Below are 20,510 nucleotides of genomic sequence, written 5' to 3' on the forward strand. Positions count from 1 at the left end.
TGCGGGACGCCCCGCCCCGGGTCCACCGGCGTGGATTAGCATCGCCGCCATGACCGATGCCGAGTCGCTCCCCGAGCCGCTCCCCGGGACGCTGACGTTCCAGCTCGTCGTCCTGGGCGCGATCGCGACCGACCGGTTCGCCGACGCTCTCGCGCCGCTGCGCCTCAAGCCCAAGCACGCCGGGCTGCTGACGGTCGTCAGCCGGGGCCGCGCCGCGTCCCAGCTGGAGGTCGCGACGACGATGGGCGTCGTGCCGAGCCTCGTGGTCGCGCTCGCGGACCACCTGGTCGGGCTCGGCGCGATCGAGCGCGTCCGCGACCCGGCGGACCGGCGGCGGCAGGTGCTCACGCTGACCGGCGAGGGCCGGCGGCTGCTGGCGGAGTGCGCCGCCGCCGCCCGCTCGGTCGACGACCAGCTCGCCGCCTCCCTCCCCCCGCGCGAACGCGGCGACCTCGCCCGATCGCTCGGCGCCCTCACCGACCACTCCAGCGCACCCGCCCACTAAGGCCGACGCGCGGTCGCTCACCGCCCCGCCGAGCAACCCGACGTCCCCGCACGCGAACGCGACGACCTCACGCGGTTGGTCGGCGCTCGCTGACTGATCCGGGGGCGCGCACACGGTGCGGGCGGCGCGGGTGCTCAGGTCGCCATCGCGGCTCTGACCTCGGTCAGCGTCTGCTCGGCGAGCGCGTTCGCGCGGGCGTCGCCCTCGGCGAGGACGGCGCGCAGGTACCCGCGGTCGGCGGCCAGCTCGGCGCGGCGGGCCCGCAGCGGGCGCAGGAACTCGTTCACCGCCTCGGTCGCCGTCGCCTTGAGCGCGGCGGCGCCGCCGGAGCCGATCTCTTCGGCGACCGCGTGCGGGTCGCGCCCCTGGCAGAGCGCCGCGAGCAGGACGAGGTTCGACACCTCGGGACGGGTGTCCGGCGCGTAGGTGATGTGCCGCTCCTCGTCGGTCACCGCGCGCTTGATCAGCCGGGCCGTCTCGTCCTCGGTGGCCGACAGCGCGACGGCGTTGCCCCGGCTCTTGCTCATCTTCCGCCCGTCGGTGCCGAGCAGCAGCGGGGTCGCCGACAGCAGGGCCTCGGGCACCGGGAACACCGGCGCGTAGCGCTCGTTGAAGCGGCGCGCGATCGTCCGGGTGATCTCCTGGTGCGGGAGCTGGTCGCGGCCCACCGGGACGAGGTTGGCCTTGCAGAACAGGATGTCGGCGGCCTGGTGGACGGGGTAGGTGAACATGAGCCCGCTGACCGCCGCCTGGCGGGATCCGGCGATCTCGTCCTTGACCGTGGGGTTGCGGCCCAGCTCGGCGATCGACACCAGCGACAGGAACGGCAGCATGAGCTGGTTCAGCGCGGGCGCGGCGCTGTGCCGGAAGATCGTCGCGGTGGCCGGGTCGACGCCGGCGGCCAGGTAGTCGGCGACCAGGCCGTCGACGTGCCCGGCGAGGTTCTCGACGATGTCCCGGTCGGTGAGCACCTGGTAGTCGGCGACGAGGACGAACAGCTCGACGCCCGCCCGCTGGAGCCGGACGCGGTTGGCGAGCGTCCCGAAGTAGTGGCCGAGGTGCAGCGCGCCGGTCGGCCGGTCACCGGTCATGATGCGGAACGCCGCGGGGTCGGCGGCGATGCGTCTCTCCAGCTCCAGCCGTCGCGCTTCCGCGTCGGTGCCGGTGCCGTCGGCGCTGTCGGTGGTCTGCATGGGGGTCTCTCCTCCTGGTCGGGGGCGTCCGCCCGGCCCGCCCGCCGTGTCGCGGAGAAGAGAGAGGGCCGTCCAGCGGACGGCCCGGGGCATGCGTTGGGTGTCGGCCGTCCTAGGACGGCCACCAGCCCAAACACGTGGTGCGGTTCACGCCGCCAACAATAGCCCATCAAATAGCGCTGCTCATAGATAATCTGGAACGGAACCAAATGAGTATCCTGGCGGTATGACAGCTCTCGCCCCCGCGAACACCGAACCGGACCTGTCGTTCTTCCTCGACCACACCACGCACGTGCTGAAGACGCAGATGACCGCCGCGCTGGCCGAGGTCGGGCTGACGCCGCGCATGCACTGCGTCCTGGTGCACGCGCTGGAGGAGGAGCGCACCCAGATCCAGCTCGCCGAGATCGGCGACATGGACAAGACCACGATGGTCGTGACCGTGGACGCGCTGGAGAAGGCCGGGCTCGCCGAGCGCCGTCCGTCCTCGTCCGACCGGCGGGCCCGCATCATCGCGGTCACCGAGGAGGGCGAGCGCGCCGCCGCCCGGGGCCAGCAGGTCGTGGACCGCGTCCACGGCGCCGTCCTCGACGCGCTGCCAGAGGCCGACCGCGCCACTTTTCTGCGGGCACTGCGGACTCTGGCCGAGGGGCACCTGAGCACGCCCGTCGAGAACCCGCAGCCGGTGCGGCGCGCCCGGCAGCGCACCAGGTAGGCCGCCCAGGAGGTCCACAACAAAATAAGTCCGTCAGGGATCGTCTGTTATGGGACTATCTGCTACGGTCTCTCCCATGTCCCCACGACACGGGTCCTCTGACCACGGGTTCTCCCAACACGGGTTCTCCCAACACGGGCAGACCGCGGTCTCCCCCTCCTTCCTGCGCTCGCGCTGGGCGGCGCTCGGCGTGCTGTCCGCGACCATGCTCATGACGATCCTGGACGGCAGCATCGTGACCGTCGCGATGCCCGCCATCCAGCGCGACCTCGGCTTCTCCCCCGGCGGGCTGAGCTGGGTCGTCAACGCCTACCTGATCCCGCTCGGCGGCCTGCTGCTGCTCGCCGGACGGCTCGGCGACCTCCTCGGCCGCCGGACGCTGTTCCTCGCGGGCAACACGCTGTTCACCGGCGCGTCCGTGCTCGCGGGCGCGGCGAACGGCCCCGGCCTGCTGATCGCCGCCCGGTTCCTCCAGGGCGTCGGGAGCGCGCTGGCCTCCGCCGTCGTGCTCGGCATCCTCGTGACGCTGTTCACCGACCCGCGCGAGCGCACCCGCGCGATCGGGATCTTCAGCTTCACCGGCGCGGCGGGCGCGTCGATCGGGCAGGTGCTCGGCGGCGTGCTGACCGACGCGCTGAGCTGGCACTGGATCTTCCTCATCAACCTGCCGATCGGCGTCGCGACCGTGCTGCTCGCGCTCCCGGCGCTGCCCCGCGACCGCGGCGCGGGCCTGTCCGCCGGGGCGGACGCGGCGGGCGCGCTGCTCGTCACCTCCGGCCTGATGCTCGGGATCTACACGGTCGTCAAGGTCGAGCGGTACGGGTGGCTGTCGGCGCACACGCTCGGCCTCGGCGCGGTGTCGCTCGGGCTGCTCGCCGCGTTCGCCGCCCGCCAGGCCACCGCCGCGACGCCGCTGGTGCCGCCGCGCTTCCTGCGCTCGCGGACGGTGGCGGTCTCCTACGCCGTCCAGATGCTGACGCTGTCGGCGATGTTCTCCTTCCAGGTCATCGTCGCGCTCTACATGCAGAAGGTGCTCGGCTACGGCGCGCTCGACACCGGCCTCGCCATGCTCCCGGCGGCCGTCGCGATCGGCGCGGTGTCGCTGCTGGCCTCGCCCCGGCTGGTCGCGCGGTTCGGTGAACGGGTGATCCTGTTCGCGGGGCTGGTGCTGCTGGCCGCCGCGATGGTCTGGCTCACGACCGTCCCGGTGGACGCGGACTACGTCGCCGACCTGCTGCCGGTGTTCGTCCTGGTCGCGGGCGCGGGGCTCGTGATCCCGGCGCTGACCGGGCTCGGGATGTCCAGCGCCGGGCCGCAGGACGCGGGGCTCGCCTCCGGCATGCTCACGACCGTCCAGCAGGTCGGGATGGCGCTCGGCGTCGCGGTCCTGACGACGCTCGCCGCCGCCCGCACCGAGGGCCTGCGTGCGGACGGCCGTTCTGAGGCCGCCGCGCTCACCTCCGGCTACCACCTGGCCTTCGCCGTCTCCGCCGGACTCCTCGTCGCCGCGCTTCTCCTCACCCTGTTCGCCCTGCGGCGGCGGCCGGTTCCCGCGCGGCAGGAGACCGAGACCCCGACGTCCGTCACCATCTGAAGGAGAAGGATCATGACCGAGTACGGCCCCGGACAGGGACCCGGCCCGAAGTCCATCGGCGAGGACGACCTCGCCCGCGTGCTCGCCGAGCAGACGTTCGCCGTCCTCGCCACGAACCGCGCGAATGGCCACCCGCACCTGTCGACCGTCGTCTACGACTGGGACCCGGCCGAGCGCGTCGTCCGGATCTCGACCACGGCGGGCCGCGCCAAGGTGCGGCAGATCAGCGCCGACCCCCGGGCGGCGCTGCACGCGGCCACCCCGGACCACATGGCGTTCGCGGTCGCCGAGGGCACCGCCGAGCTGTCCGAGATATCAAAGGAGCCCGGCGACGCGACCGGACGGGAACTCCTGGCCATGACACCGGGCTTCGACGACCCCGACGACGAACGCCTCTTCCTGGAGCAGATGGTCAAGGACAGGCGGCTCGTCATCCGCCTGCGCGTGAACCGCCTCTACGGCACCGTTCTCGCGGACTGAGCCCAGGTGGCCGGGCTCAGCGCGGGAGGATGATCAGCAGCAGCGGCAGGCCCGCGACGATCGGCACCGCGACGGTGGCGGCGAGCCGGGTCGCCCTCGGCAGCGGCTGCGGTTCCAGGAGCCGCTTGACCCGCGCGATGACCGGGATGTCGTCGGTGGACGCGACGCCCAGCGTCCCCGACGGCGCCGCCGCCGGACGCGCCGCCGCGAACCGCAGCAGCGCGGTCGCCAGCTCGCGCGGCGGCCGCCCCGACCGGGCCCGGTCGTCGGCGGCCATCTCGATCAACAGCTCCACCGCGTCCAGACATCGTCCGACCAGCCGGAACTGCGGGAACACCTGCCGCAGCGACGCGAACGGCAGCAGCACCAGGTCGTGCCGCTCCCGCGCGTGCGCGCGCTCGTGCGCGAGCACGGCGGCCAGCTCCGCCTCGTCGAGCAGCTCCAGCGTCCCGGCGCTCACCACGACCTTCGACGAGCGCACCCCGGGCACGCAGTAGGCGGCGGCGCCCGGGTGGTCGAGGACGAGCGTCCCCGGCACGGTCGAGTCCGACCGCGACACCAGCGCCAGCAGCGCCCGGTGCCGGGCGCGCGCCCGCACGACCCGCACCACCGCGTACATCAGCATCGCCAGCAGCACGCCGGTGAGGCTGACGGCCGACAGCAGCGCGGCCATGTGCGGCGCGTCCAGCCGGGCGGCCTGGTCGTCGAGCAGGCCGGGCACACCGCCCGCGACGCCCCGGCCGTAGGGCAGCAGGGCGACGCCGAGGAGCGCGCCGATCGTGGCGACCCCCCAGCACAGCCCGAGGGCCTGCCAGAGGGCGATCCCGGTACGCGGCGTCCGCCACGTCCACCGGGCCCCGGACAGCAGGTGCGCCCCGCCGACGGTCCCGAGGGAGATCAGTGCGAGCAGGGCGGCGCCGGTCATGCCGGAGGTTCCTTGCCCGTGAGCCCGGCGAGGGCCTCGCGGATCACGTCGATCTCGTCGCTCGACACCGAGCGGACGAAGTGCGCCAGCGCCGCGTCGCGGTCGCCGGTCTCGTTCAGGGCGCCGAGCATCAGCTCCGCCACATAGCCCTCCCGGCTGGCGACCGGCTGGTAGCGCCAGGCCCGCCCGTCGCGCTCCCGTTCCAGGAAGCCCTTCTTGGCGAGCCTGTCCAGGACGGTCATGACCGTGGTGTGCGCGAGGTCCCGGTCACCGGCGAGGGCACGGCTCACGTCGCGGGCCGTGGCCGCCTCGACACCGGCGTCCTCCCGCGCCCACAGAACCTCCATGACCGTGCGTTCAAGCTCTCCGAGACCCTTCACGCAAGCCAGGGTAACCGATTGAGAGCCATGTCACCACGTCAGGTAGTACTACGAGCTTTAGTACTACAGCTCGTAGTACTACATTTTGTCGTATGAGCACCGTCGCGCTCCTCGCCGACGCGGTCACCAACGGGGGTGCCGCGTCCCCGGCCGACTACATGGCCGCCCGCCAGCAGATGGCCTTCACGCTGGGCTTCCATATCGTGCTGGCCTCCATCGGCATCGGACTCCCCGCCATCACCCTGCTCGCCGAGTGGCGCTCGATGCGCACCGGCGACGCCGTCTACGCCGAACTCGCGCGCCGCTGGATGAAGGCGGCGGGCGTGCTGTTCGCGGTCGGCGCGGTCTCCGGCACCGTCCTGTCGTTCGAGATGGGCACCCTCTGGCCCGGCTTCATGGACAAGTACGGGCAGGTCTTCGGCACCTCGTTCGCGCTGGAGGGCATCGCCTTCTTCATCGAGGCGATCTTCATGGGCGTCTACCTGTACGGCTGGGACCGGCTGTCCCCGCGCGTGCACTTCCTCACCGGTATCCCCGTCGTGATCGCCGGGCTGCTGTCGGCGGCGTTCGTCCTCACCGTGAACTCGTGGATGAACCAGCCGCGCGGGTTCAGGCTGGTGAACGGCGAGGTCACCGACGTGGACCCGCTGGCCGCGATGTTCAACCCGGCGACGCCCGTCCAGGCCGTCCACCTGATCCTGGCGTCCCTGATGGTCTGCGGGTTCATCGTCGCCTCGGTGTACGCGGTCGGTCTGCTACGCGACCGCAAGGCAGGACGCGAGGACCGCTACAACCGCATCGGGTTCGCCATCCCGTTCTCGCTCGGCGCGGTGTGCGCCCCGCTCCAGGTGATCGTGGGCGACTGGGCGGTCCGGTTCGTCGCCGACAACCAGCCCGCCAAGTTCGCCGCCATGGAGGGCGTCGAGCACACCCAGGCCGGGCAGCCGTTCCGGTTCGCGGTCTTCGAGATCCCGAACGCCCTGTCGCTGATGCTGAAGTTCGACGCGCACGCGACCCTGCGCGGCATGGACTCGATCCCGGTGGACGACCGCCCGCCCGCCGAGGTCGTCAAGACCTCGTTCGAGATCATGATCACGCTCGGCATGGTGCTGCTCGCCCTCGCCGCCTGGTGGGGCTTCGCATGCTGGCGCCGCCGCCGCTCGCCCGGCCTGGTCTGGCACCCCTGGTTCCTGCGCGTCGCCGCGACCGCGGGCGTCCTGGCCGCCGTCGCCATGGAGGCCGGGTGGACGACCACGGAGGTCGGACGGCAGCCCTGGATCGTCTACGGCGTGATGCGCACCGAGGAGGCGATCAACCCCAACCCGGGCCTGCGCTACGGGCTCTACATCGTGCTCGCCGTCTACGCCGTCCTCGCGGCCGCGACGATCAGCGTCCTGCGCCGGATGCGGCACACGCCCCCGGTCGCCGCCACCGCCCCCGAACCGGAACTGGAGCCCGCGCCATGACCACCGCAGCGACCGCCCTCATCCTCGCCGGGCTCTCGGCCTACCTGCTGTTCGGCGGCGCCGACTTCGGCGCGGGGCTCTGGCACCTGGTCTCCCGCCGCCGCGCCGACAAGGACGTCATCGAGCACGCGATGGGCCCGCTCTGGGAGGCCAACCACGTCTGGCTGATCTTCGTGATGGTCATGACCTGGACCGCGTTCCCGCCCGTCTTCGCGGACGTGATGTCCGAGCACTGGGTCCCGCTGTCGCTCGCCGCGCTCGGCATCGTCGCCCGGGGCAGCACGTTCGTGTTCAGCAAGGCCGACCCCGACCAGCGCTGGTACCCGTGGCTGTTCGGCGCCTCGTCCGTGCTCACCCCCTACTGCTTGGGCTCGGTCGCGGCGGTCGTCGCCACCGGCGGTTCGTCCTGGCTGAGCCCCACCGGCCTGTACGGCGGCGTCCTCACCACCGCGCTCTGCGCCTACCTCGCCGCCGTCTACCTGATCTGGGACGCCCGCCGCCTCGGCGACAACGACGCCTCGCTCCGCTTCCGCGGCTTCGCCCTGCTCTCCGGCGCCGCCGTCGGCCTGCTCGCCCTGCCCGGCGCCGCCGCGCTCGGCGTGCGGTCCCCGATGATCTGGCTGTCGGCCCTCGCGGGGACGGTGTCGCTGGTCCTGCTGGTGCGCCGCGCGTACCTGTCCGTCCGCGTGACGGGCGGGCTGGCCGTCGTGACCGTGCTGTGGGGCGCGGCCCAGATGTCGGGCCTGGACCTGGACGGCGCCGCCGCGCAGGACGCCGTGCTCCGGATCGTCTTCATCGCACTGGGCGTGGGCGCGCTGATCCTCGTCCCGTCCATGACCTGGCTGTACGTGCTGTTCCAGCGGCAGCCCCGCGCCCACTGAGCAAGCGGTGTGCCGGGACCGCGGTCGGCAACCAAGCCCCGGCACACCGCTCCCCCACCTGCCGCCTACCATGACCCGGCATGGCGGACCTGTACGAATTGCTGCTCGTCGCCGAGCTTCCCGCGGACCTTCCCGAGGCGGAGCTGGCCGAACTGCGCTGGCATCTGGGGCTCGGCCCGGAACCGGAGCGGTTCGCGATCGTCACCGACGGCCTTCCCGTGGTGACGGCCGACGACGACGGCGAGCCCCTCCCCGAAGCGCTCTGGACGGTCGAGCACCTCCCCCTGCTGGCGGGACGCGGCGCCGCCGACGCCAGGATCGGCGGGGTGCTGTTCTCCGAACTCGTCCGGCGCGAAGGGTCGCAGAACGCGAACTGGGCGCTGACCTCGCGCCAGGTTCTCCACCCCGACGTCCAGGACGAGCTGGCCCAGCTCCTCGGCTGGCTGCGGCGGCGCGCGGTCGGCCACGGAGGCGCGCCGCCGTGCCTGAGCTGCCACCTGCGCCACCACGAGGAGGGCCCGGCCCTGCGACCGGTCGCCGTGGACGGCTCCGAACCCCTCATGCGCTAGCGCCGCTGAGGTCCTCCCGGATCCAGTCGAGGACGGATGTGTGCTCGGGCTGCCAGTCGAGATCGGCGCGGGCGGCGGCGTCGCGGACGCGGCTGTTCGAGCCGAGCGCGTAGACGGCCGGTTCGTAGCCCCACGCGGCGATCGCGGAGTCGATGTCCCAGGGCTGGGCGGGGCCCTGGCCGAGGGCGGCGGCGATCGCGTCCGTGATCGCCTTGAACGACGCCTCGCCGCTCTCGACGAAGTAGAAGGCCCCGGCGGGAGCGCGGGTCAGCGCCCTGACGTAGAGCTCCACGACGTCGTCGACATGGACGGTCGACCAGATGTTGGCGCCGGGGCCGATGTGCCGGGCGACACCGCTGCTCTCGGCCTGCCGCACGAGCAGGGGGATCTGGACGCTGTCGCGCGCGAGCCCGCGGCCGTGCCCGTAGATCAGCGTGTTGCACAGGACCGCCGACCGCACGCCGTGGTCGGCGGCCGCCAGGACCCGGCGGTCGATGGCCACCCGGGCGGCCTTGTCCTCGGCGGGCTGCCAGCCCGGGGCCAGCACCTCCTCCTCCGTCCAGACCTTGTCGGACGCCTCGCCCCGCGCGTCCTCCCCCACGATGCTGGACCCGCTGGTGTGCAGGAACGGCTTGCCGGAGCCCTGGAGCGCCGCCACGAACGCCTCGACCGCACCGGCATGGTCGCTGTCGGCCGCGTTGATCACCGCGTCGGCCTCGGACGCGGCGCGGACCAGGACGTCGCGGTCGTCGAGCGTCCCCGCGACCGGCTCGATCCCGATCCGGCGGAGGGCGTCCGCCGACGCGTCCGAGCGGGCCAGCCCGGCGACCGTGTGCCCCTCGGCGATGAGCCGGACGCCGATCGAGCCCCCGATGTAGCCGGTCGCCCCGGTCAGGAATATGCGCATCAGACCTCATTTATGTGCACTTACACTATCTGCATATACATATATCTTGGATAGCGCGCACACGGCCTGTCAAGCCGCGCTCAGACCGAGGTCCCTTCGTGTTGGCGTGTTCTCGTCCGGTACGAGAACTCCACCCCCCACACGCACAGCATCGCCAGCGCGAAGCCGATCGCCCCCTCCGCGACCAGGCGAAAGACCGCGTCGAAGCCGCTGAACAGCCGATCGGGAACGATCCCCAGGCGGACGAGCAGCGGCCCCACGGCGATCGCGAGGAGCGCCCAGGCCCGGCGTCCCTGAGCGGTGCGGACCAGCGCCGCCGTGGTCAGGACGACGGCGGTCAGGACGATGCCCGTCTGGAGCAGGTTCCACGTCGCCGAAAGCGTGTGCAGTCGGGACGGCTCCGCGGAGAGCGACCGGAAGTCGAGGTCGCCTTGCAGGAGCAGGGTGAACAGCGGAGTGGTGGAGAACACGCCGAGCACGGCGGCCACCGCACCCGCGCCGAGAACGTAGGTGTGTCCCAGCAGGCGCGCTCCATGGACGGGCCCCGGGGAGACGAGGAGGGAGGCGGTCGCCAGCAGCGCCAGCGCCAGCGGACTGCCCGCCAGCGAGAGCCCGAGCCACGCCCACGGAAGGTCGTAGGCGAACGTCCCGTACAGCGCGAGAACGAACTGCGCGCCGATGACCGCGCAGGCGCCGATCGCGGCCGCGCGCCGCCGTCCGCGCCAGGCCAGTACCGCGATGACGGCCCAGGCGAGCCAGTACGGCGCCGTCCCGAAGTGGAGGGCGATCGTCCGTCGCAGGGGCTGACCCATGTCCCCCGGCCCCGGCAGGACGACGACCCAGTACGGCGCGTTGACCATGAACCGGAGCCCCTCGGCCAGCAGCAGGTAGATCGCCAGGAACCCGGTGATCGCGAACGCGCCCGGCCACGGAGACGCCTTGCCGCCCGCGCCCAGCCGACGCAGGCGAATCCGGGCGGCCCCGTAGAGCAGGTCGGCGGCATCGGCGACGGCCGGACGCGTCTGACCGGGCCGCGCCGCGGACAGCAGCACGTCCAGCATCTCCTCCCCGTGCGCCGCACGGTGCTCGGCCGGATAACAGGCGAGCAGGCGCCGATAGCGCCGTTCGAGCGCGCTCACAGACCCCCCCCGGAAAAGCCGGGAAGCGTACGGACGAAGGCGGGGGCGCTGCCGCCGCGCAGGTGCGGGAAGGCGGCGAGGCGGCGGGCGGCGGCCTCCGTCCGGCGGCGGAGGGCCTCGACCTCGGTGGCGAGGGCGGCGGCGCCCTCGTCGGTGAGCCGGTAGTAGCGCCGCAGCCGACCGTCCACGACCTCCTCGCGGTCGGGCGCGATCAGCCCCTCGGACTGGAGCCGGTCGAGGGCGGCGTACAGGGTCCCGGCGCGGAGGCGGGTCCGGCCCGCGGAGATCCGCTCGACGTCGGCGATGATCCCGTAGCCGTGCTGGGCGGCGTCCGCGAGCGCGGTCAAGATCAGGAACGTGGGCTCCTGCATCATCTTGCTCATGCGATCTTTATATACCGATCATCTGACTATCGCCAGCGACTTCGCGGCATCGGAGTATCCGGCCGAGATACACGACACAGGGTGTCGTGTTTCGCTGGGAGGCTGATCGGCATGACCAGCAAGACACCGGCCACCGAGCCGAACGACCTGGGCAGGCACTTCGTCGAGCGCGCCAACGCGGGCGACGTCGACGGCATGGCGGCGTTGTACGAGCCGACCGCCGTGCTGGCGTTCCCGCCGGGCCGTCTCGCGACCGGACACGCGGAGATCCGCGCGGTCCTGGACCGGCCGCCGGTCGCGCCGTAGTGGGGAGTCGGCATGCACACGATGATGACGATCGGCGTCTACGGCTTCGACGGCGAGTCCTTCCTGCGGCGGCTGCGGGAGGCGGACGTCCGCCTGCTGATCGACGTGCGCCAGCGCCGGGGCGTCCGCGGCCCCGACTACGCGTGGGCGAACTCACGTCGGCTGCAAGCGACCCTCGCCCAGGCCCGGATCGCCTACGCGCACCGCCCCGAACTCGCGCCGACCACCGAACTGCGCCAGCTCCAGTACGCGGAGGACGACCGGCGCGGGGTCGGCAAGCGCTCGCGCCGCGAGCTGGCGGACGCCTACACCCGCCGCTACACCGCCGAGATCCTCGACGCCGCCGACCTCGCGCCGGTCGTGTCGGCGCTGCCCGGCAGCGGGAACGCGGCGCTGTTCTGCGTCGAGCGCGACCCCGAGGCGTGCCACCGCTCGCTGATCGCCCGGCGGCTGACCGAGCGGCACGGCGTCATGATCGAGGACCTGCGCCCGCGGTGAGGCCTGGCCTCACCAAGGGCCTCACCAGGGGCCGTAGGGGCCCATGTGGGAGCCGCCGCGTCCGCCGTTCTTCTTCTTGTACGGGGCGACCGCCGGACGGACGTCGGCCAGGTACACCGCCGCCGCGATGAACGCCGCCACCGGCAGGATGCCGAGCAGCAGCCCCACCGGCCGGATGCCGAGCGCGAGCGGCGCGACCGCGTGCGCGATGCCGAGCACCGCCGCGACGATCAGGATGATCAGCCACAGCTTCTTGCTGAGCTTGCCCGCCGCGGAGTACGCGGCCTCGGGCACGGTCAGCGCGTCCAGCAGCGCCCAGCCCTCCATCACGAACGCGATGATGAGGAGAAGCCAGAAGAAGTAGTCCAGCACGTTGAAGTCCGCCACCGGCGATCAGTGCTCCTGCCTGTCTCGGACGGCGACTCCACGTCGCTCACATGGGATCACCGTCCCCACCCTACGGGCCTTGTCCAGCCTCGGACGGGGAGGCGCCGCGCAGCGCGCCGGCGGCGCCACCACCTGGAAGGACGACGAGGCCCGGCCGGGTGTTCCCGGCCGGGCCGCGCGCCGTGCTCAGGCGTCGCCGGACGGGCCGCGCCCGCCCTCGGTGATCTCGGCGGCCCCGGTGATCCCGGCGGGCCCGGCGGCATCGCCGGCCTCGGGGTGCATGACCTTCCGGCCGCGCTCGGCGAGCTCGTCGATGATCTCGACGGTCCGGGTGCCGACGTGCGTCATGTAGGCGATCGCGGCGCCAGGCAGGTCCTTGGTGTCGACCCGGTCCTGCACCTTGGCGACCTCGACGCGGTAGCGGCCCACGGCCTCGCGGACCTGCTCGCGGGCCCGGTCGACCGTCCCGCGGACGTCGCCCTGGTACCGGGTCGCGGCCTCCCGCGCGCGGTCCTGGTAGCGGTCGAGGTTCTCGCGCGCCTTCGACACCTGCTCGGGGACCTCGCGGAGCTTCTCCACCGCGAGATCACCGGCGCCGGCCACGGTGTGGACCGCCTTGTTCTCTCGGAGGCTGCTGGCCAGCGTCATCTGCCCTCGTCCTTTCCACTCGTCTGCTTGATGGGCGCCGCCGGGGCGGCTTGTCATGGCGCGCGGTTCGGGTTCTCGGCGCGGAGCCCGGCCTCGTCCTCGCCGGAGGAGTCCTCGTCCTCCTTGAGGGCGGCCTCGTTCTCCTTGAGGAAGGAGGCGTAGATGTCGAGCAGCACCTGCTTCTGGCGTTCGCTCAGGTGCACGTCGGCCCGCACGGACGCCATCACGTCGGTGTCGGTCTCGCGGTCCTCAAGGATGCCGGCCTGCACGTAGAGCGCCTCGGCGGAGATCCGCAGCCCCTTGGCGATCTGCTGGAGTATCTCGGCGCTCGGCTTGCGCAGCCCGCGCTCGACCTGGCTCAGATACGGGTTGGAGATGCCCGAGACGTCCGCGAGCTGCCGCAGCGAGATCTTCGCCCGGGTGCGCTGCTCGCGGATGTACTCCCCGAGGGAGCCGACCTTCGAACCTGCCATGGCTCCACCATGCGCCAGTCCGCTTGCAATTGCAAGCGCTTCAGCTAGCACTCCCCGGTGATACCCCTCACAGCGGTTTCGCCGCGACCAGTGCGCCGATCCCGTCCAGGATCCGGTCGAGCCCGAAGGTCACGTCATCGTCGAGGACGTCGTCGGTGTAGTCGGCGCCGTCCATCATGGACGCCAGCACCGAGTGGCCGCGTTCACGCAGCCGGGGCAGGAGGAATTTGGTCACGGCGTCCGACTGCGTCGGGGTCGCGGTGCTGTACCGCAGGTCGCGGCGCATGCCGCCGATCTGCCGCGCGTAGCCGTCCAGCACGAACGCGCACCCCAGGGCCTCGGCGGGGGTCAGCCCGGCGCCGGTCAGCACTTGCAGGATCGCCTCCGTCCAGTCCAGCAGGTTCGGCGTCACCGGGGCCCCGCGGACGGGGAGATCGCACAGCCAGGGGTGGACGTCACACCGGTCGATCATCGCCCGCGTCCACCGGTTCGCTCCGTCGCGCCAGCCTCCCGTCCCGGACGCCAGGTCCGGCGCCGGACCCCAGGCGGCCTCGGCGACCAGGACCAGCAACTCGTCCCGGGACCGCACGTACCGGTAGATCGCGTTGGCGGTCAGCCCGAGCCGCTGGGCGATCTTGGGCATCGACAGGGCGCCGAATCCGTCCGCGTCGGCCAACTCGATGGCCGCGCCGACGATCTGCTCGACGCTCTGCGACGGCTTGCGCCCGAGCCTGGTCGTCTTGACGGGGAGGCCCCACGCCAAGGCCAGTCCCGGCGGCAGCTCGGAGTCCTCCGCGCCCGGCATCCGGTGGCCTCCTCCGCTCGACCGGAGATCCCTGTTCGACCGACTCTACCTTGACTTCGTGTATGCCTCACACTTAACTTAGTGCGACCCACACACAAATAACGATCGTCAGGGGGAGCCCGACATGAAACCGCTGCATCGACACCGCGCGCCGGGCCGGCGCACCAGACGGCTCGGCGGGGTGGTGGTCCTGCTGACCGCGGCGTTGCTCTCGGGCGCGATCGTCGGCGGAGGGGCGGCCGACGCGCTGTCACCGGGTCGCGGCGACCACGGCCCCGCCGCCTCCACCGTGGTACGGACCGATGCCGGCGCCGTCCGCGGCAGGGTCGACTCGACCGCCAGGGTGTTCCAGGGGATTCCGTACGCCGCGCCACCGGAGCACGACCTGCGCTGGGCCTCGCCGCAACCGGCCGAGCCGTGGCGGGGAGTGCGGGACGCCACCCGGCCCGGCAACCGCTGCGCCCAGGCCAAGGGACTGGTCGACGAGGCCAGTGACCACGAGGACTGCCTGTTCCTTAACGTCACCACGCCGCGCGCCACCGGGAAACGCAAGCTGCCGGTGATGGTGTGGCTCCACGGCAACGGGTTCATCAGCGGCGCCGCCAGCCTGTACGGCGCGAAGCGGCTGGCCGCCGAAGGCGACGTGATCGTGGTCAGCCCGAACTACCGGCTCGGGATCTTCGGATTCCTGTCCCACCCCGCACTCGACCACGGCAAGGCCCGGAACCTGTCCGGGAACTTCGGTCTCGAAGACCAGCAGGCCGCACTGCGCTGGGTGCGGCGCAACGCCGCGGCGTTCGGCGGTGACCCCGGCAACGTCACGATCTTCGGCGAGTCCGCGGGCGGGACCAGCGTCTGCGCCCAACTCGCCGCGCCGACCTCGGCGGGGCTGTTCCATCGGGCGATCGTGCAGAGCGCGGAGTGCACCGGCGAGAAGTGGTCGCCGGGGCCTCCGACCTGGTTCCCGCTGCCCCGCGCCGACCGCCAGAAGCACGGTCTCGAGGTGGCGGACAAGCTCGGCTGCGACAACCCGGCGAAGGCGGCGAGCTGCCTGCGCGACGTGGACCCCGCCATCCTGGCCAAGTGGTCCGACGTCGGTGTCGGATCGGGTCCCACCGTGGGCGGGGGCTTCCTGCCGCTCAGCCCGGAGCGCGCCTTCGCGACCGGTCGCTTCAACCGCGTCCCCGTCATGCAGGGGACCACGCGGGACGAACACCACCTGTTCACCGCGGCGATCGAGGCCGCCACCGAACAGGTCACCACTCCGGAGAGCTATCGTGAGCAGCTCGCCGCCTTGTTCAGCCCGGCCGACCTCCGGCGGGTTCTGGCCCGGTATCCGGTCGCCAAGTTCCACTCCGCGGGTGAGGCATTGTCCACGGTCGTGACCGACTGGGCGTGGGGATGCCCCGCCCAGGGCCGGGACAGCGCACTCGCCGCGCACACTCCCGTCTACGCCTATGAGTTCGCGGACGATACGGCGCCGTGGTTCAAGACCCTGCGCAAGCCCAACTTTCCCACCGGCGCGTTCCACGGAGCCGAACTGCAATACCTGTTCGAGGACGAGCAGCTCCCCGGCCCGCAGACGCCCGCCCAGCACCGGCTCTCCTCGACCGTGATCGGCTACTGGAGCCGGTTCGCCGCCACCGGAAATCCCAACGGCGACGGGCGACCCCGCTGGATGCCCTTCCAGGGCGACGGTTGGGTGCAGTCACTCGCGACCACCACGATCGGCAAGACCGACCGCAACGCCGAACACCAGTGCGCCTTCTGGAACACCATCGATTCCTGACCCGACGAGCCCTGGCGCCGATTGATCAGAGGTGCTCCGGAATCCAGTCCGGCAGCGGTTCGGTCGCTCGGCGCCAGGCGCTCGGCAACTGGTCGGGGCGGAGCGCCGCGGCGACGATGCCCCCGACGATCGCGCAGGTGGTGTCGACGTCGCCGCCTGCCGCGGCCGTGGTCCATATCGCTCGCCGGAAGTCGGAACGGTGGTGCGCCGCCGCCCACAAGGCGAACGGGACGGTGTCGTGAGCCGCGACCGTACTGCCGTTGCCGAGGAAATGGGCGGCCGTTTCGGGATTGCTCACGGTCAGCAGATGCCGGGCTTCCCGAATGCCGTCATGGACCTTTCCCGGCGGGACGTGGCCGAGGATCCGGTCGATGAACCGTCCGGGCGGGAGAGGGTCACCGGCGGCATACGCGGCGGCGACGGCGACCGCGACGGCCCCGGCGACCGCCTCGGAATGGGCGTGGGTGACGGCGGCCGAAAGCGCCGCCTGATCGGCGGCCTCGGCGGGGTCGGCCGCGAAAAAGGCGCCCAGCGGGGCGACGCGCATGGCCGCCCCGTTTCCCCAGGAGCCCGAGCCGTCGAACAGTCCGGCGGCGAGGGCCCGCCAATCACCGCCCTCGCGGACCAGCCGGAGCATCCGGTTCGTCGCCGGGCCGTAACCGCGGTCGAAATCGTGCCGGCGGGCGAAGGAGTCGGCGAGGACGTCCTGGTCAATGGTGTTGTGGACGGCCAGCGTCAGGTAGATGGAACAGGCCATCTCCGTGTCGTCGGTCCATTGCCAGGGCGCGGGCGGAAGCGATCGGGCGGCGAGGTGGCCGCGGTTGGCGGGGACGAAGAACTGTGATCCGAGCGCGTCACCGATGGCGAGTCCGAGAAGGGAGGCCCAGGCGCGCTGAAGGCGAACATTCGGCATTGCCGTTCATCCTCGCAGGCGGGCGGGCGAGCACCAAGCCGCGGAATTCAGCTCACCTTGTCGGGGCGGGCCGTCCAGGTGTTGCAGACGGCGAGGCGGCGCCCCTGGAAGCCGGTGACCACCCAGCCGGCGTAGTTGCGTCCCGAGCCGTGGTCGCGCTCCTCGGGCGGCAGCCGCTCGTCGCCGCGGCCGCGCACGTCCAGGATCATCGCGACGTACTGCTCGCGGGTCATCGGGAGCGTCCCGCGCTCGGCGCCGAGGAACGCGCCCGCGAAGCACTGCGCCTGGAGCTCGATGCGGCGGCTCGCCTCGTTGCGGGCCATGACGTCGGCCTTCTCCATCTCCTCGTGCCCGTAGACGAGGATTCCGGCGCGGTCCTGGACGTGGTGCCCGTACTCGTGCGCGATCACCCGGGCGAACACCGCGAAATGCGACAGCGGCTCGCCGCCGGACGTCTCCACGATGTGGTGCAGCCCCACGTACATCGTGTTGTTGGCCGGGCAGTAGAACGCGGACGCGCCGGGGCTCGGATACGTCCCGCACGGGCTGCGTCCCGACTGCTCCCAGAACACCCGCTTCGGCGGGTCGAACGGCACGTCGATCTTGGCGAACTGCCGCGTCCAGGACGTGTCGAGGCAGTCGCTCAGCACGTCCATGAACTGGCGCATGGACCCGGCGGCCGGGGTGATGCGCGGCAGCGCGCACCGGACGGGCGTCAGCGCGCCCGTCGAGTACAGCTTGTTCGCGGTGGCCGCCGAGCGCGGCGCGTCCCCGCCGGAGGCCGAACCCGTCCGCGCGCCGATACCCCCGATACCGCCGTCGCCGCCGAGCACCGAGAAGGCGAGGATCGCCAGGACGACCAGCGAGGTCAGCCCGCCCACGATGCCCGCGACCGTCCCGCCGGCGGTGCGGCGCGGCGGCCTGCGCGCCGGCACGTACCGGTACTGCGGCGGGCGGTAGGCAGGCGGACCGTACGGTGGAGCCGGCGGGGGCGGGGGGTGGTGACCTGCCATAGCGAAGAATCATCGCACGCGTTCCCGATACTATTTGCGCCCATGTCTGCTCATGCGGCGTTGTGTCGTCTGCGACCGGCGGCCCTGATCTTGACGGCCGCCGTCCTCGTCCCGCTGACCGCGAACGCCCCCGCGGCCGCGACCACCGCCGCGGCGGAGCGGGCGCCGTTGGAGCGGATGCTCTCGGAGCGGGCGCTCTCGGAGCGGGTGCTCAAGGACGAGGTGGTCCTCACACCGGGCAAGGGCGGCCTGACCCGCGTGAAGGAGACGATCGTCTACCGGTTCGCGGGGAACAAGGGCTTCAAGCGGACGTTCACCACCCGCGACCACGACAGCGTCACCGAGGACCGCGTCTACAAGATCGAGGGCCTGCGCGCGTCCAGCCCGAACGGCGGGCCGACGAAGGTCGGCACGTCCGAGAGCGGCACCCGGACCACCGTCAAGGTCAGCGGCGGGACGTCGCTCACCGGCGAGCGGACCGTCGTCCTGGAGTACGCGGTGCGCGGCGCGATCGCCCGGATGGGCTCGGTCGAGGAGCTGCGCTGGCCCGCCGTCGGCGGCTGGAGCGTCCCCGTGGACGAGGCGCGCGCGACCCTCGGCGGCGGCGCGACGATCGACAACGTCAACTGCTTCGCGGGCCCGCCCGGCAGCACGATCGGCTGCACGCAGTTCTACACGAACCACACCCGCACCGAGGGGATCTTCAGCCAGCAGCGGATGCTGTCCGGGGAGTCGCTCACGGTCGTCGCGGGCTTCCCCGCCGGGACCACCGGCGGCACCGCCCTCTACGAGCGGCGGCACAACGTCGCGACCGCGTTCTCCGTCAACGCCGTCACCGGCGGCGCGCTGCTCGGCCTCCTCGTCCTGCTCGGCGGCGGCCTCGCGGCGCTGTACCTGCTGCGCGGCCGCGACGCCCGCGTCGTCGGGAAGAAGGCCGCCGAGGGCGACCAGCCGCCGCTGGCGGGGGCGGAGTTCGAGCCGCCGGACGGCGTCCGGCCCGGCCAGATCGGCACGCTGATCGACGAGCAGGCCGACGTCATCGACGTCACCGCCACGATCGTGGACCTCGCCGTCCGCGGCTACCTGCTGATCGAGGAGGAGGACCGCGCCGCCACCGGCCGCCTCGACTGGACGCTGCGCCGCCTCGACCGTCCCGTCGTCGACCTGCTCCCCTACGAGCGCATCCTGCTCGACGCGCTCCTCACCGGGCGGGACGGCGGCGCGCGCGACGCGGTGAAACTGTCGGAGCTCGGTGGTACGTTCGCGACGCGGCTGGCCCAGGTGCGTTCGGCGATGTACGACGACGTCGTGAAGCAGGGCTGGTTCGCGCGGCGCCCCGACACCGTCCGGTCCCGGTGGACGGTCGCCGGGATCGTCGTGACCCTGCTCGGCGTCGCGGGCACGGTCGCGCTCGCGCTCACCACCGAATGGGCCCTCGCGGGCCTCGCCGTGATCATCGCGGGCGCCGCGCTGGCCTACGGCGGCCAGTACATGCCCGCCAAGACCGCGCGCGGCTCCACCGTCCTCGCGCACACGATCGGCTTCCGCGCCTTCCTGGAGCGCGGCGTCCTCCCCGAGGGTGACGCCTCCCGGCAGCGCATCGCGCTCTACTCGCGCTTCCTCCCGTACGCGGTCGTGTTCGACGTCGTCGCGAAGTGGTCCGAGACCGTCAAGGACGCGGGGCAGCAGGGCGCCGACAACCTGTACTGGTACGAGGGCCCCGCCGAATGGGACCTCTCGAAGTTCGCCGAGTCGATGCGCGCGTTCACGCTGACGACGTCCGGCTCCATCTCCCAGTCACGCGGCTTCTAGGAACCGCCGCTTCGCTGAAGCGCCGCCCCCCCGAGCGGCGTCCACTAGAGCGGCGTCCACTGAAGCGGCGTCCACTGAAGCGCCGCCCGCTGAAGCGGCGTCCACCGGAGCGGCGTCCACTGGAGCGCCGCCCACCGGAGCGGCGTCCACTGGAATGGCGTCCGCTGAAGGGCCGTCCGCGGAACGTCGCAGCTCGCGGGCAATGCCGCCGGCCGGGTCCGCCCGCGGGAGTGCGCGGCATGCGGATCGCCGTGGGGGCACGGCGTGCGGAGGGTTGAAACCCGCGTGCCGGGTAGGGCGTTCCGGCGAGGAGGTGTCACCACATGCTCGCCGACACAGGCATGGTGGGGGACGCCCGGCTGTGGGTGTTCGGGCCGCTCATCGTGTTCGCGGCGCTGGCCGTCTGGCTCACGCTCACGCTGACCGCCTCGCGCGAACGCAAACGCCCCCGGGGCAAGAACCCCGGCCTGCCGAACCGGGGCGCGGTCACCGGCGGGATCATCGAGGGCAGCCCGGCCCAGCGGACCCGCCGCGACGCCGCACCCACCGAAGCCGAACGCGAAGCCGCCGAAGCCCGCGCCGCCGAGCGTGAGGCGGCAGAACGCGAAGCGGCGGAACGGGAAGCAGAGCTCGCGCGACGCCACACATCCGCTCGCACGAAGCCGAAACGACACCGGCACGGCCTGCTACGCCGTCACTGACCCCCTTGGACACGACGCCCGTCGGACC

The 20,510-nt window shown here is 72.4% G+C and carries 24 protein-coding genes; 12 read left to right on the top strand and 12 right to left on the bottom strand.

Translation table 11 applies throughout. The annotated features are described in order from the left end of the window. Positions 1 to 49 precede the first annotated feature (49 nt). Positions 50 to 505, top strand: coding sequence for a MarR family winged helix-turn-helix transcriptional regulator (locus K2F47_RS29380; protein ID WP_242908970.1), 456 nt, complete (start codon positions 50 to 52; stop codon positions 503 to 505). Positions 506 to 639: 134 nt separating this feature from the next. On the opposite strand, the gene trpS is transcribed toward K2F47_RS29380, so the two are convergent. After that, positions 640 to 1,698, bottom strand: coding sequence for a tryptophan--tRNA ligase (trpS, locus tag K2F47_RS29385; protein WP_242908971.1), 1,059 nt, complete (start codon positions 1,696 to 1,698; stop codon positions 640 to 642). A gap of 226 nt (positions 1,699 to 1,924) precedes the next feature. Between trpS and K2F47_RS29390 the strand changes: the two genes are divergently transcribed. The 3 genes from K2F47_RS29390 to K2F47_RS29400 all read left to right on the top strand — a co-directional run bounded on the left by K2F47_RS29390 (position 1,925) and on the right by K2F47_RS29400 (position 4,487). After that, positions 1,925 to 2,413 (top strand): MarR family winged helix-turn-helix transcriptional regulator, encoded by a 489-nt coding sequence (locus K2F47_RS29390; protein WP_242908972.1) that lies wholly within the window; start codon positions 1,925 to 1,927, stop codon positions 2,411 to 2,413. 76 nt (positions 2,414 to 2,489) lie between these two features. Continuing rightward, a complete protein-coding gene (locus tag K2F47_RS29395) occupies positions 2,490 to 4,007 on the top strand; it encodes an MFS transporter (protein WP_242908973.1) in 1,518 nt (505 codons plus the stop codon). 12 nt (positions 4,008 to 4,019) lie between these two features. Then, a complete protein-coding gene (locus K2F47_RS29400) occupies positions 4,020 to 4,487 on the top strand; it encodes a pyridoxamine 5'-phosphate oxidase family protein (protein WP_242908974.1) in 468 nt (155 codons plus the stop codon). A 16-nt stretch (positions 4,488 to 4,503) separates the two neighbouring features. Here the strand turns inward: K2F47_RS29400 and K2F47_RS29405 are convergent, their stop codons facing one another. Continuing rightward, the gene (locus tag K2F47_RS29405; RefSeq protein WP_242908975.1) at positions 4,504 to 5,412 is read right to left on the bottom strand and encodes a M56 family metallopeptidase; all 909 of its coding nucleotides are present in this window, start codon (positions 5,410 to 5,412) and stop codon (positions 4,504 to 4,506) included. Next, positions 5,409 to 5,792, bottom strand: coding sequence for a BlaI/MecI/CopY family transcriptional regulator (locus K2F47_RS29410; RefSeq protein ID WP_308198479.1), 384 nt, complete (start codon positions 5,790 to 5,792; stop codon positions 5,409 to 5,411). The genes K2F47_RS29405 and K2F47_RS29410 overlap by 4 nt, the downstream gene beginning before the upstream one ends. Before the next feature lie 92 nt (positions 5,793 to 5,884). Here K2F47_RS29410 and K2F47_RS29415 point away from each other — a divergent pair, with 92 nt between their 5' ends. The 3 genes from K2F47_RS29415 (at position 5,885) to K2F47_RS29425 (ending at position 8,708) form a co-directional block, all read left to right on the top strand. Further along, on the top strand, positions 5,885 to 7,258 hold the full coding sequence (locus K2F47_RS29415; RefSeq protein ID WP_242908976.1) for a cytochrome ubiquinol oxidase subunit I: 1,374 nt from the start codon (positions 5,885 to 5,887) through the stop codon (positions 7,256 to 7,258). Then, on the top strand, positions 7,255 to 8,139 hold the full coding sequence (locus K2F47_RS29420) for a cytochrome d ubiquinol oxidase subunit II (RefSeq protein ID WP_242908978.1): 885 nt from the start codon (positions 7,255 to 7,257) through the stop codon (positions 8,137 to 8,139). Before K2F47_RS29415 ends, K2F47_RS29420 begins: the two co-directional genes overlap by 4 nt. Before the next feature lie 80 nt (positions 8,140 to 8,219). Beyond that, positions 8,220 to 8,708 carry a hypothetical protein gene (locus K2F47_RS29425; protein ID WP_242908980.1) on the top strand — a complete coding sequence of 163 codons (489 nt, stop codon included), beginning with the start codon at positions 8,220 to 8,222 and terminating at the stop codon, positions 8,706 to 8,708. On the opposite strand, the gene K2F47_RS29430 is transcribed toward K2F47_RS29425, so the two are convergent. From K2F47_RS29430 to K2F47_RS29440, 3 genes are all read right to left on the bottom strand, one after another. Beyond that, positions 8,698 to 9,615, bottom strand: coding sequence for an NAD-dependent epimerase/dehydratase family protein (locus tag K2F47_RS29430; RefSeq protein ID WP_242908982.1), 918 nt, complete (start codon positions 9,613 to 9,615; stop codon positions 8,698 to 8,700). The genes K2F47_RS29425 and K2F47_RS29430 overlap by 11 nt on opposite strands. A gap of 80 nt (positions 9,616 to 9,695) precedes the next feature. Continuing rightward, entirely contained in the window at positions 9,696 to 10,754 is a 1,059-nt protein-coding gene (locus K2F47_RS29435; protein WP_242908984.1) for a hypothetical protein, read from the bottom strand. After that, the gene (locus K2F47_RS29440; RefSeq protein WP_242908986.1) at positions 10,751 to 11,137 is read right to left on the bottom strand and encodes a PadR family transcriptional regulator; all 387 of its coding nucleotides are present in this window, start codon (positions 11,135 to 11,137) and stop codon (positions 10,751 to 10,753) included. Before K2F47_RS29440 ends, K2F47_RS29435 begins: the two co-directional genes overlap by 4 nt. Before the next feature lie 111 nt (positions 11,138 to 11,248). On the opposite strand from K2F47_RS29440, the gene K2F47_RS29445 reads away from it, so the two are divergent. Then, positions 11,249 to 11,443 carry a YybH family protein gene (locus tag K2F47_RS29445; RefSeq protein ID WP_242908988.1) on the top strand — a complete coding sequence of 65 codons (195 nt, stop codon included), beginning with the start codon at positions 11,249 to 11,251 and terminating at the stop codon, positions 11,441 to 11,443. 12 nt (positions 11,444 to 11,455) lie between these two features. Beyond that, positions 11,456 to 11,941, top strand: a complete 486-nt coding sequence (locus K2F47_RS29450) for a DUF488 domain-containing protein (protein WP_242908990.1) — start codon at positions 11,456 to 11,458, stop codon at positions 11,939 to 11,941. A gap of 21 nt (positions 11,942 to 11,962) precedes the next feature. Here K2F47_RS29450 and K2F47_RS29455 read toward each other — a convergent pair whose 3' ends face one another. From K2F47_RS29455 to K2F47_RS29470, 4 genes are all read right to left on the bottom strand, one after another. Continuing rightward, positions 11,963 to 12,328: a DUF2516 family protein gene (locus tag K2F47_RS29455; protein ID WP_242908991.1), complete on the bottom strand. Its 366-nt coding sequence runs from the start codon at positions 12,326 to 12,328 to the stop codon at positions 11,963 to 11,965. Between the two features lie 186 nt (positions 12,329 to 12,514). Further along, entirely contained in the window at positions 12,515 to 12,976 is a 462-nt protein-coding gene (locus K2F47_RS29460; RefSeq protein ID WP_242908992.1) for a hypothetical protein, read from the bottom strand. Between the two features lie 53 nt (positions 12,977 to 13,029). Next, entirely contained in the window at positions 13,030 to 13,449 is a 420-nt protein-coding gene (locus K2F47_RS29465; RefSeq protein ID WP_242908993.1) for a helix-turn-helix domain-containing protein, read from the bottom strand. Between the two features lie 67 nt (positions 13,450 to 13,516). Beyond that, complete coding sequence (locus K2F47_RS29470) at positions 13,517 to 14,254, bottom strand: TetR/AcrR family transcriptional regulator (protein WP_242908994.1); 738 nt, start codon at positions 14,252 to 14,254, stop codon at positions 13,517 to 13,519. A gap of 124 nt (positions 14,255 to 14,378) precedes the next feature. On the opposite strand from K2F47_RS29470, the gene K2F47_RS29475 reads away from it, so the two are divergent. Further along, a complete protein-coding gene (locus K2F47_RS29475) occupies positions 14,379 to 16,043 on the top strand; it encodes a carboxylesterase/lipase family protein (protein WP_242908995.1) in 1,665 nt (554 codons plus the stop codon). A gap of 25 nt (positions 16,044 to 16,068) precedes the next feature. Here K2F47_RS29475 and K2F47_RS29480 read toward each other — a convergent pair whose 3' ends face one another. Together K2F47_RS29480 and K2F47_RS29485 are read right to left on the bottom strand one after the other, a co-directional pair. Continuing rightward, positions 16,069 to 16,956, bottom strand: a complete 888-nt coding sequence (locus K2F47_RS29480; protein WP_242908996.1) for an ADP-ribosylglycohydrolase family protein — start codon at positions 16,954 to 16,956, stop codon at positions 16,069 to 16,071. Positions 16,957 to 17,003: 47 nt separating this feature from the next. Next, complete coding sequence (locus K2F47_RS29485) at positions 17,004 to 17,891, bottom strand: neutral zinc metallopeptidase (protein WP_242908997.1); 888 nt, start codon at positions 17,889 to 17,891, stop codon at positions 17,004 to 17,006. A 120-nt stretch (positions 17,892 to 18,011) separates the two neighbouring features. Between K2F47_RS29485 and K2F47_RS29490 the strand changes: the two genes are divergently transcribed. Then, positions 18,012 to 19,781 (top strand): DUF2207 domain-containing protein, encoded by a 1,770-nt coding sequence (locus K2F47_RS29490; protein ID WP_242908998.1) that lies wholly within the window; start codon positions 18,012 to 18,014, stop codon positions 19,779 to 19,781. Between the two features lie 323 nt (positions 19,782 to 20,104). Continuing rightward, on the top strand, positions 20,105 to 20,482 hold the full coding sequence (locus K2F47_RS29495) for a hypothetical protein (protein ID WP_242908999.1): 378 nt from the start codon (positions 20,105 to 20,107) through the stop codon (positions 20,480 to 20,482). The last annotated feature ends 28 nt before the right edge of the window (positions 20,483 to 20,510 follow it).

The sequence above is a fragment of the Actinomadura terrae genome (assembly GCF_022751215.1).
Lineage (GTDB): Bacteria > Actinomycetota > Actinomycetes > Streptosporangiales > Streptosporangiaceae > Spirillospora > Spirillospora terrae.

Excerpts from the sequence above, each read along its gene's own strand:
- K2F47_RS29380 (WP_242908970.1), top strand. The coding sequence starts at position 50 with ATGACCGATGCCGAGTCGCTCCCCGAGCCGCTCCCCGGGACGCTGACG.
- trpS (WP_242908971.1), bottom strand. The coding sequence starts at position 1,698 with ATGCAGACCACCGACAGCGCCGACGGCACCGGCACCGACGCGGAAGCG.
- K2F47_RS29390 (WP_242908972.1), top strand. The coding sequence starts at position 1,925 with ATGACAGCTCTCGCCCCCGCGAACACCGAACCGGACCTGTCGTTCTTC.
- K2F47_RS29395 (WP_242908973.1), top strand. The coding sequence starts at position 2,490 with ATGTCCCCACGACACGGGTCCTCTGACCACGGGTTCTCCCAACACGGG.
- K2F47_RS29400 (WP_242908974.1), top strand. The coding sequence starts at position 4,020 with ATGACCGAGTACGGCCCCGGACAGGGACCCGGCCCGAAGTCCATCGGC.
- K2F47_RS29405 (WP_242908975.1), bottom strand. The coding sequence starts at position 5,412 with ATGACCGGCGCCGCCCTGCTCGCACTGATCTCCCTCGGGACCGTCGGC.
- K2F47_RS29415 (WP_242908976.1), top strand. The coding sequence starts at position 5,885 with ATGAGCACCGTCGCGCTCCTCGCCGACGCGGTCACCAACGGGGGTGCC.
- K2F47_RS29420 (WP_242908978.1), top strand. The coding sequence starts at position 7,255 with ATGACCACCGCAGCGACCGCCCTCATCCTCGCCGGGCTCTCGGCCTAC.
- K2F47_RS29425 (WP_242908980.1), top strand. The coding sequence starts at position 8,220 with ATGGCGGACCTGTACGAATTGCTGCTCGTCGCCGAGCTTCCCGCGGAC.
- K2F47_RS29430 (WP_242908982.1), bottom strand. The coding sequence starts at position 9,615 with ATGCGCATATTCCTGACCGGGGCGACCGGCTACATCGGGGGCTCGATC.
- K2F47_RS29440 (WP_242908986.1), bottom strand. The coding sequence starts at position 11,137 with ATGAGCAAGATGATGCAGGAGCCCACGTTCCTGATCTTGACCGCGCTC.
- K2F47_RS29445 (WP_242908988.1), top strand. The coding sequence starts at position 11,249 with ATGACCAGCAAGACACCGGCCACCGAGCCGAACGACCTGGGCAGGCAC.
- K2F47_RS29450 (WP_242908990.1), top strand. The coding sequence starts at position 11,456 with ATGCACACGATGATGACGATCGGCGTCTACGGCTTCGACGGCGAGTCC.
- K2F47_RS29460 (WP_242908992.1), bottom strand. The coding sequence starts at position 12,976 with ATGACGCTGGCCAGCAGCCTCCGAGAGAACAAGGCGGTCCACACCGTG.
- K2F47_RS29465 (WP_242908993.1), bottom strand. The coding sequence starts at position 13,449 with ATGGCAGGTTCGAAGGTCGGCTCCCTCGGGGAGTACATCCGCGAGCAG.
- K2F47_RS29470 (WP_242908994.1), bottom strand. The coding sequence starts at position 14,254 with ATGCCGGGCGCGGAGGACTCCGAGCTGCCGCCGGGACTGGCCTTGGCG.
- K2F47_RS29475 (WP_242908995.1), top strand. The coding sequence starts at position 14,379 with ATGAAACCGCTGCATCGACACCGCGCGCCGGGCCGGCGCACCAGACGG.
- K2F47_RS29480 (WP_242908996.1), bottom strand. The coding sequence starts at position 16,956 with ATGCCGAATGTTCGCCTTCAGCGCGCCTGGGCCTCCCTTCTCGGACTC.
- K2F47_RS29490 (WP_242908998.1), top strand. The coding sequence starts at position 18,012 with ATGTCTGCTCATGCGGCGTTGTGTCGTCTGCGACCGGCGGCCCTGATC.
- K2F47_RS29495 (WP_242908999.1), top strand. The coding sequence starts at position 20,105 with ATGCTCGCCGACACAGGCATGGTGGGGGACGCCCGGCTGTGGGTGTTC.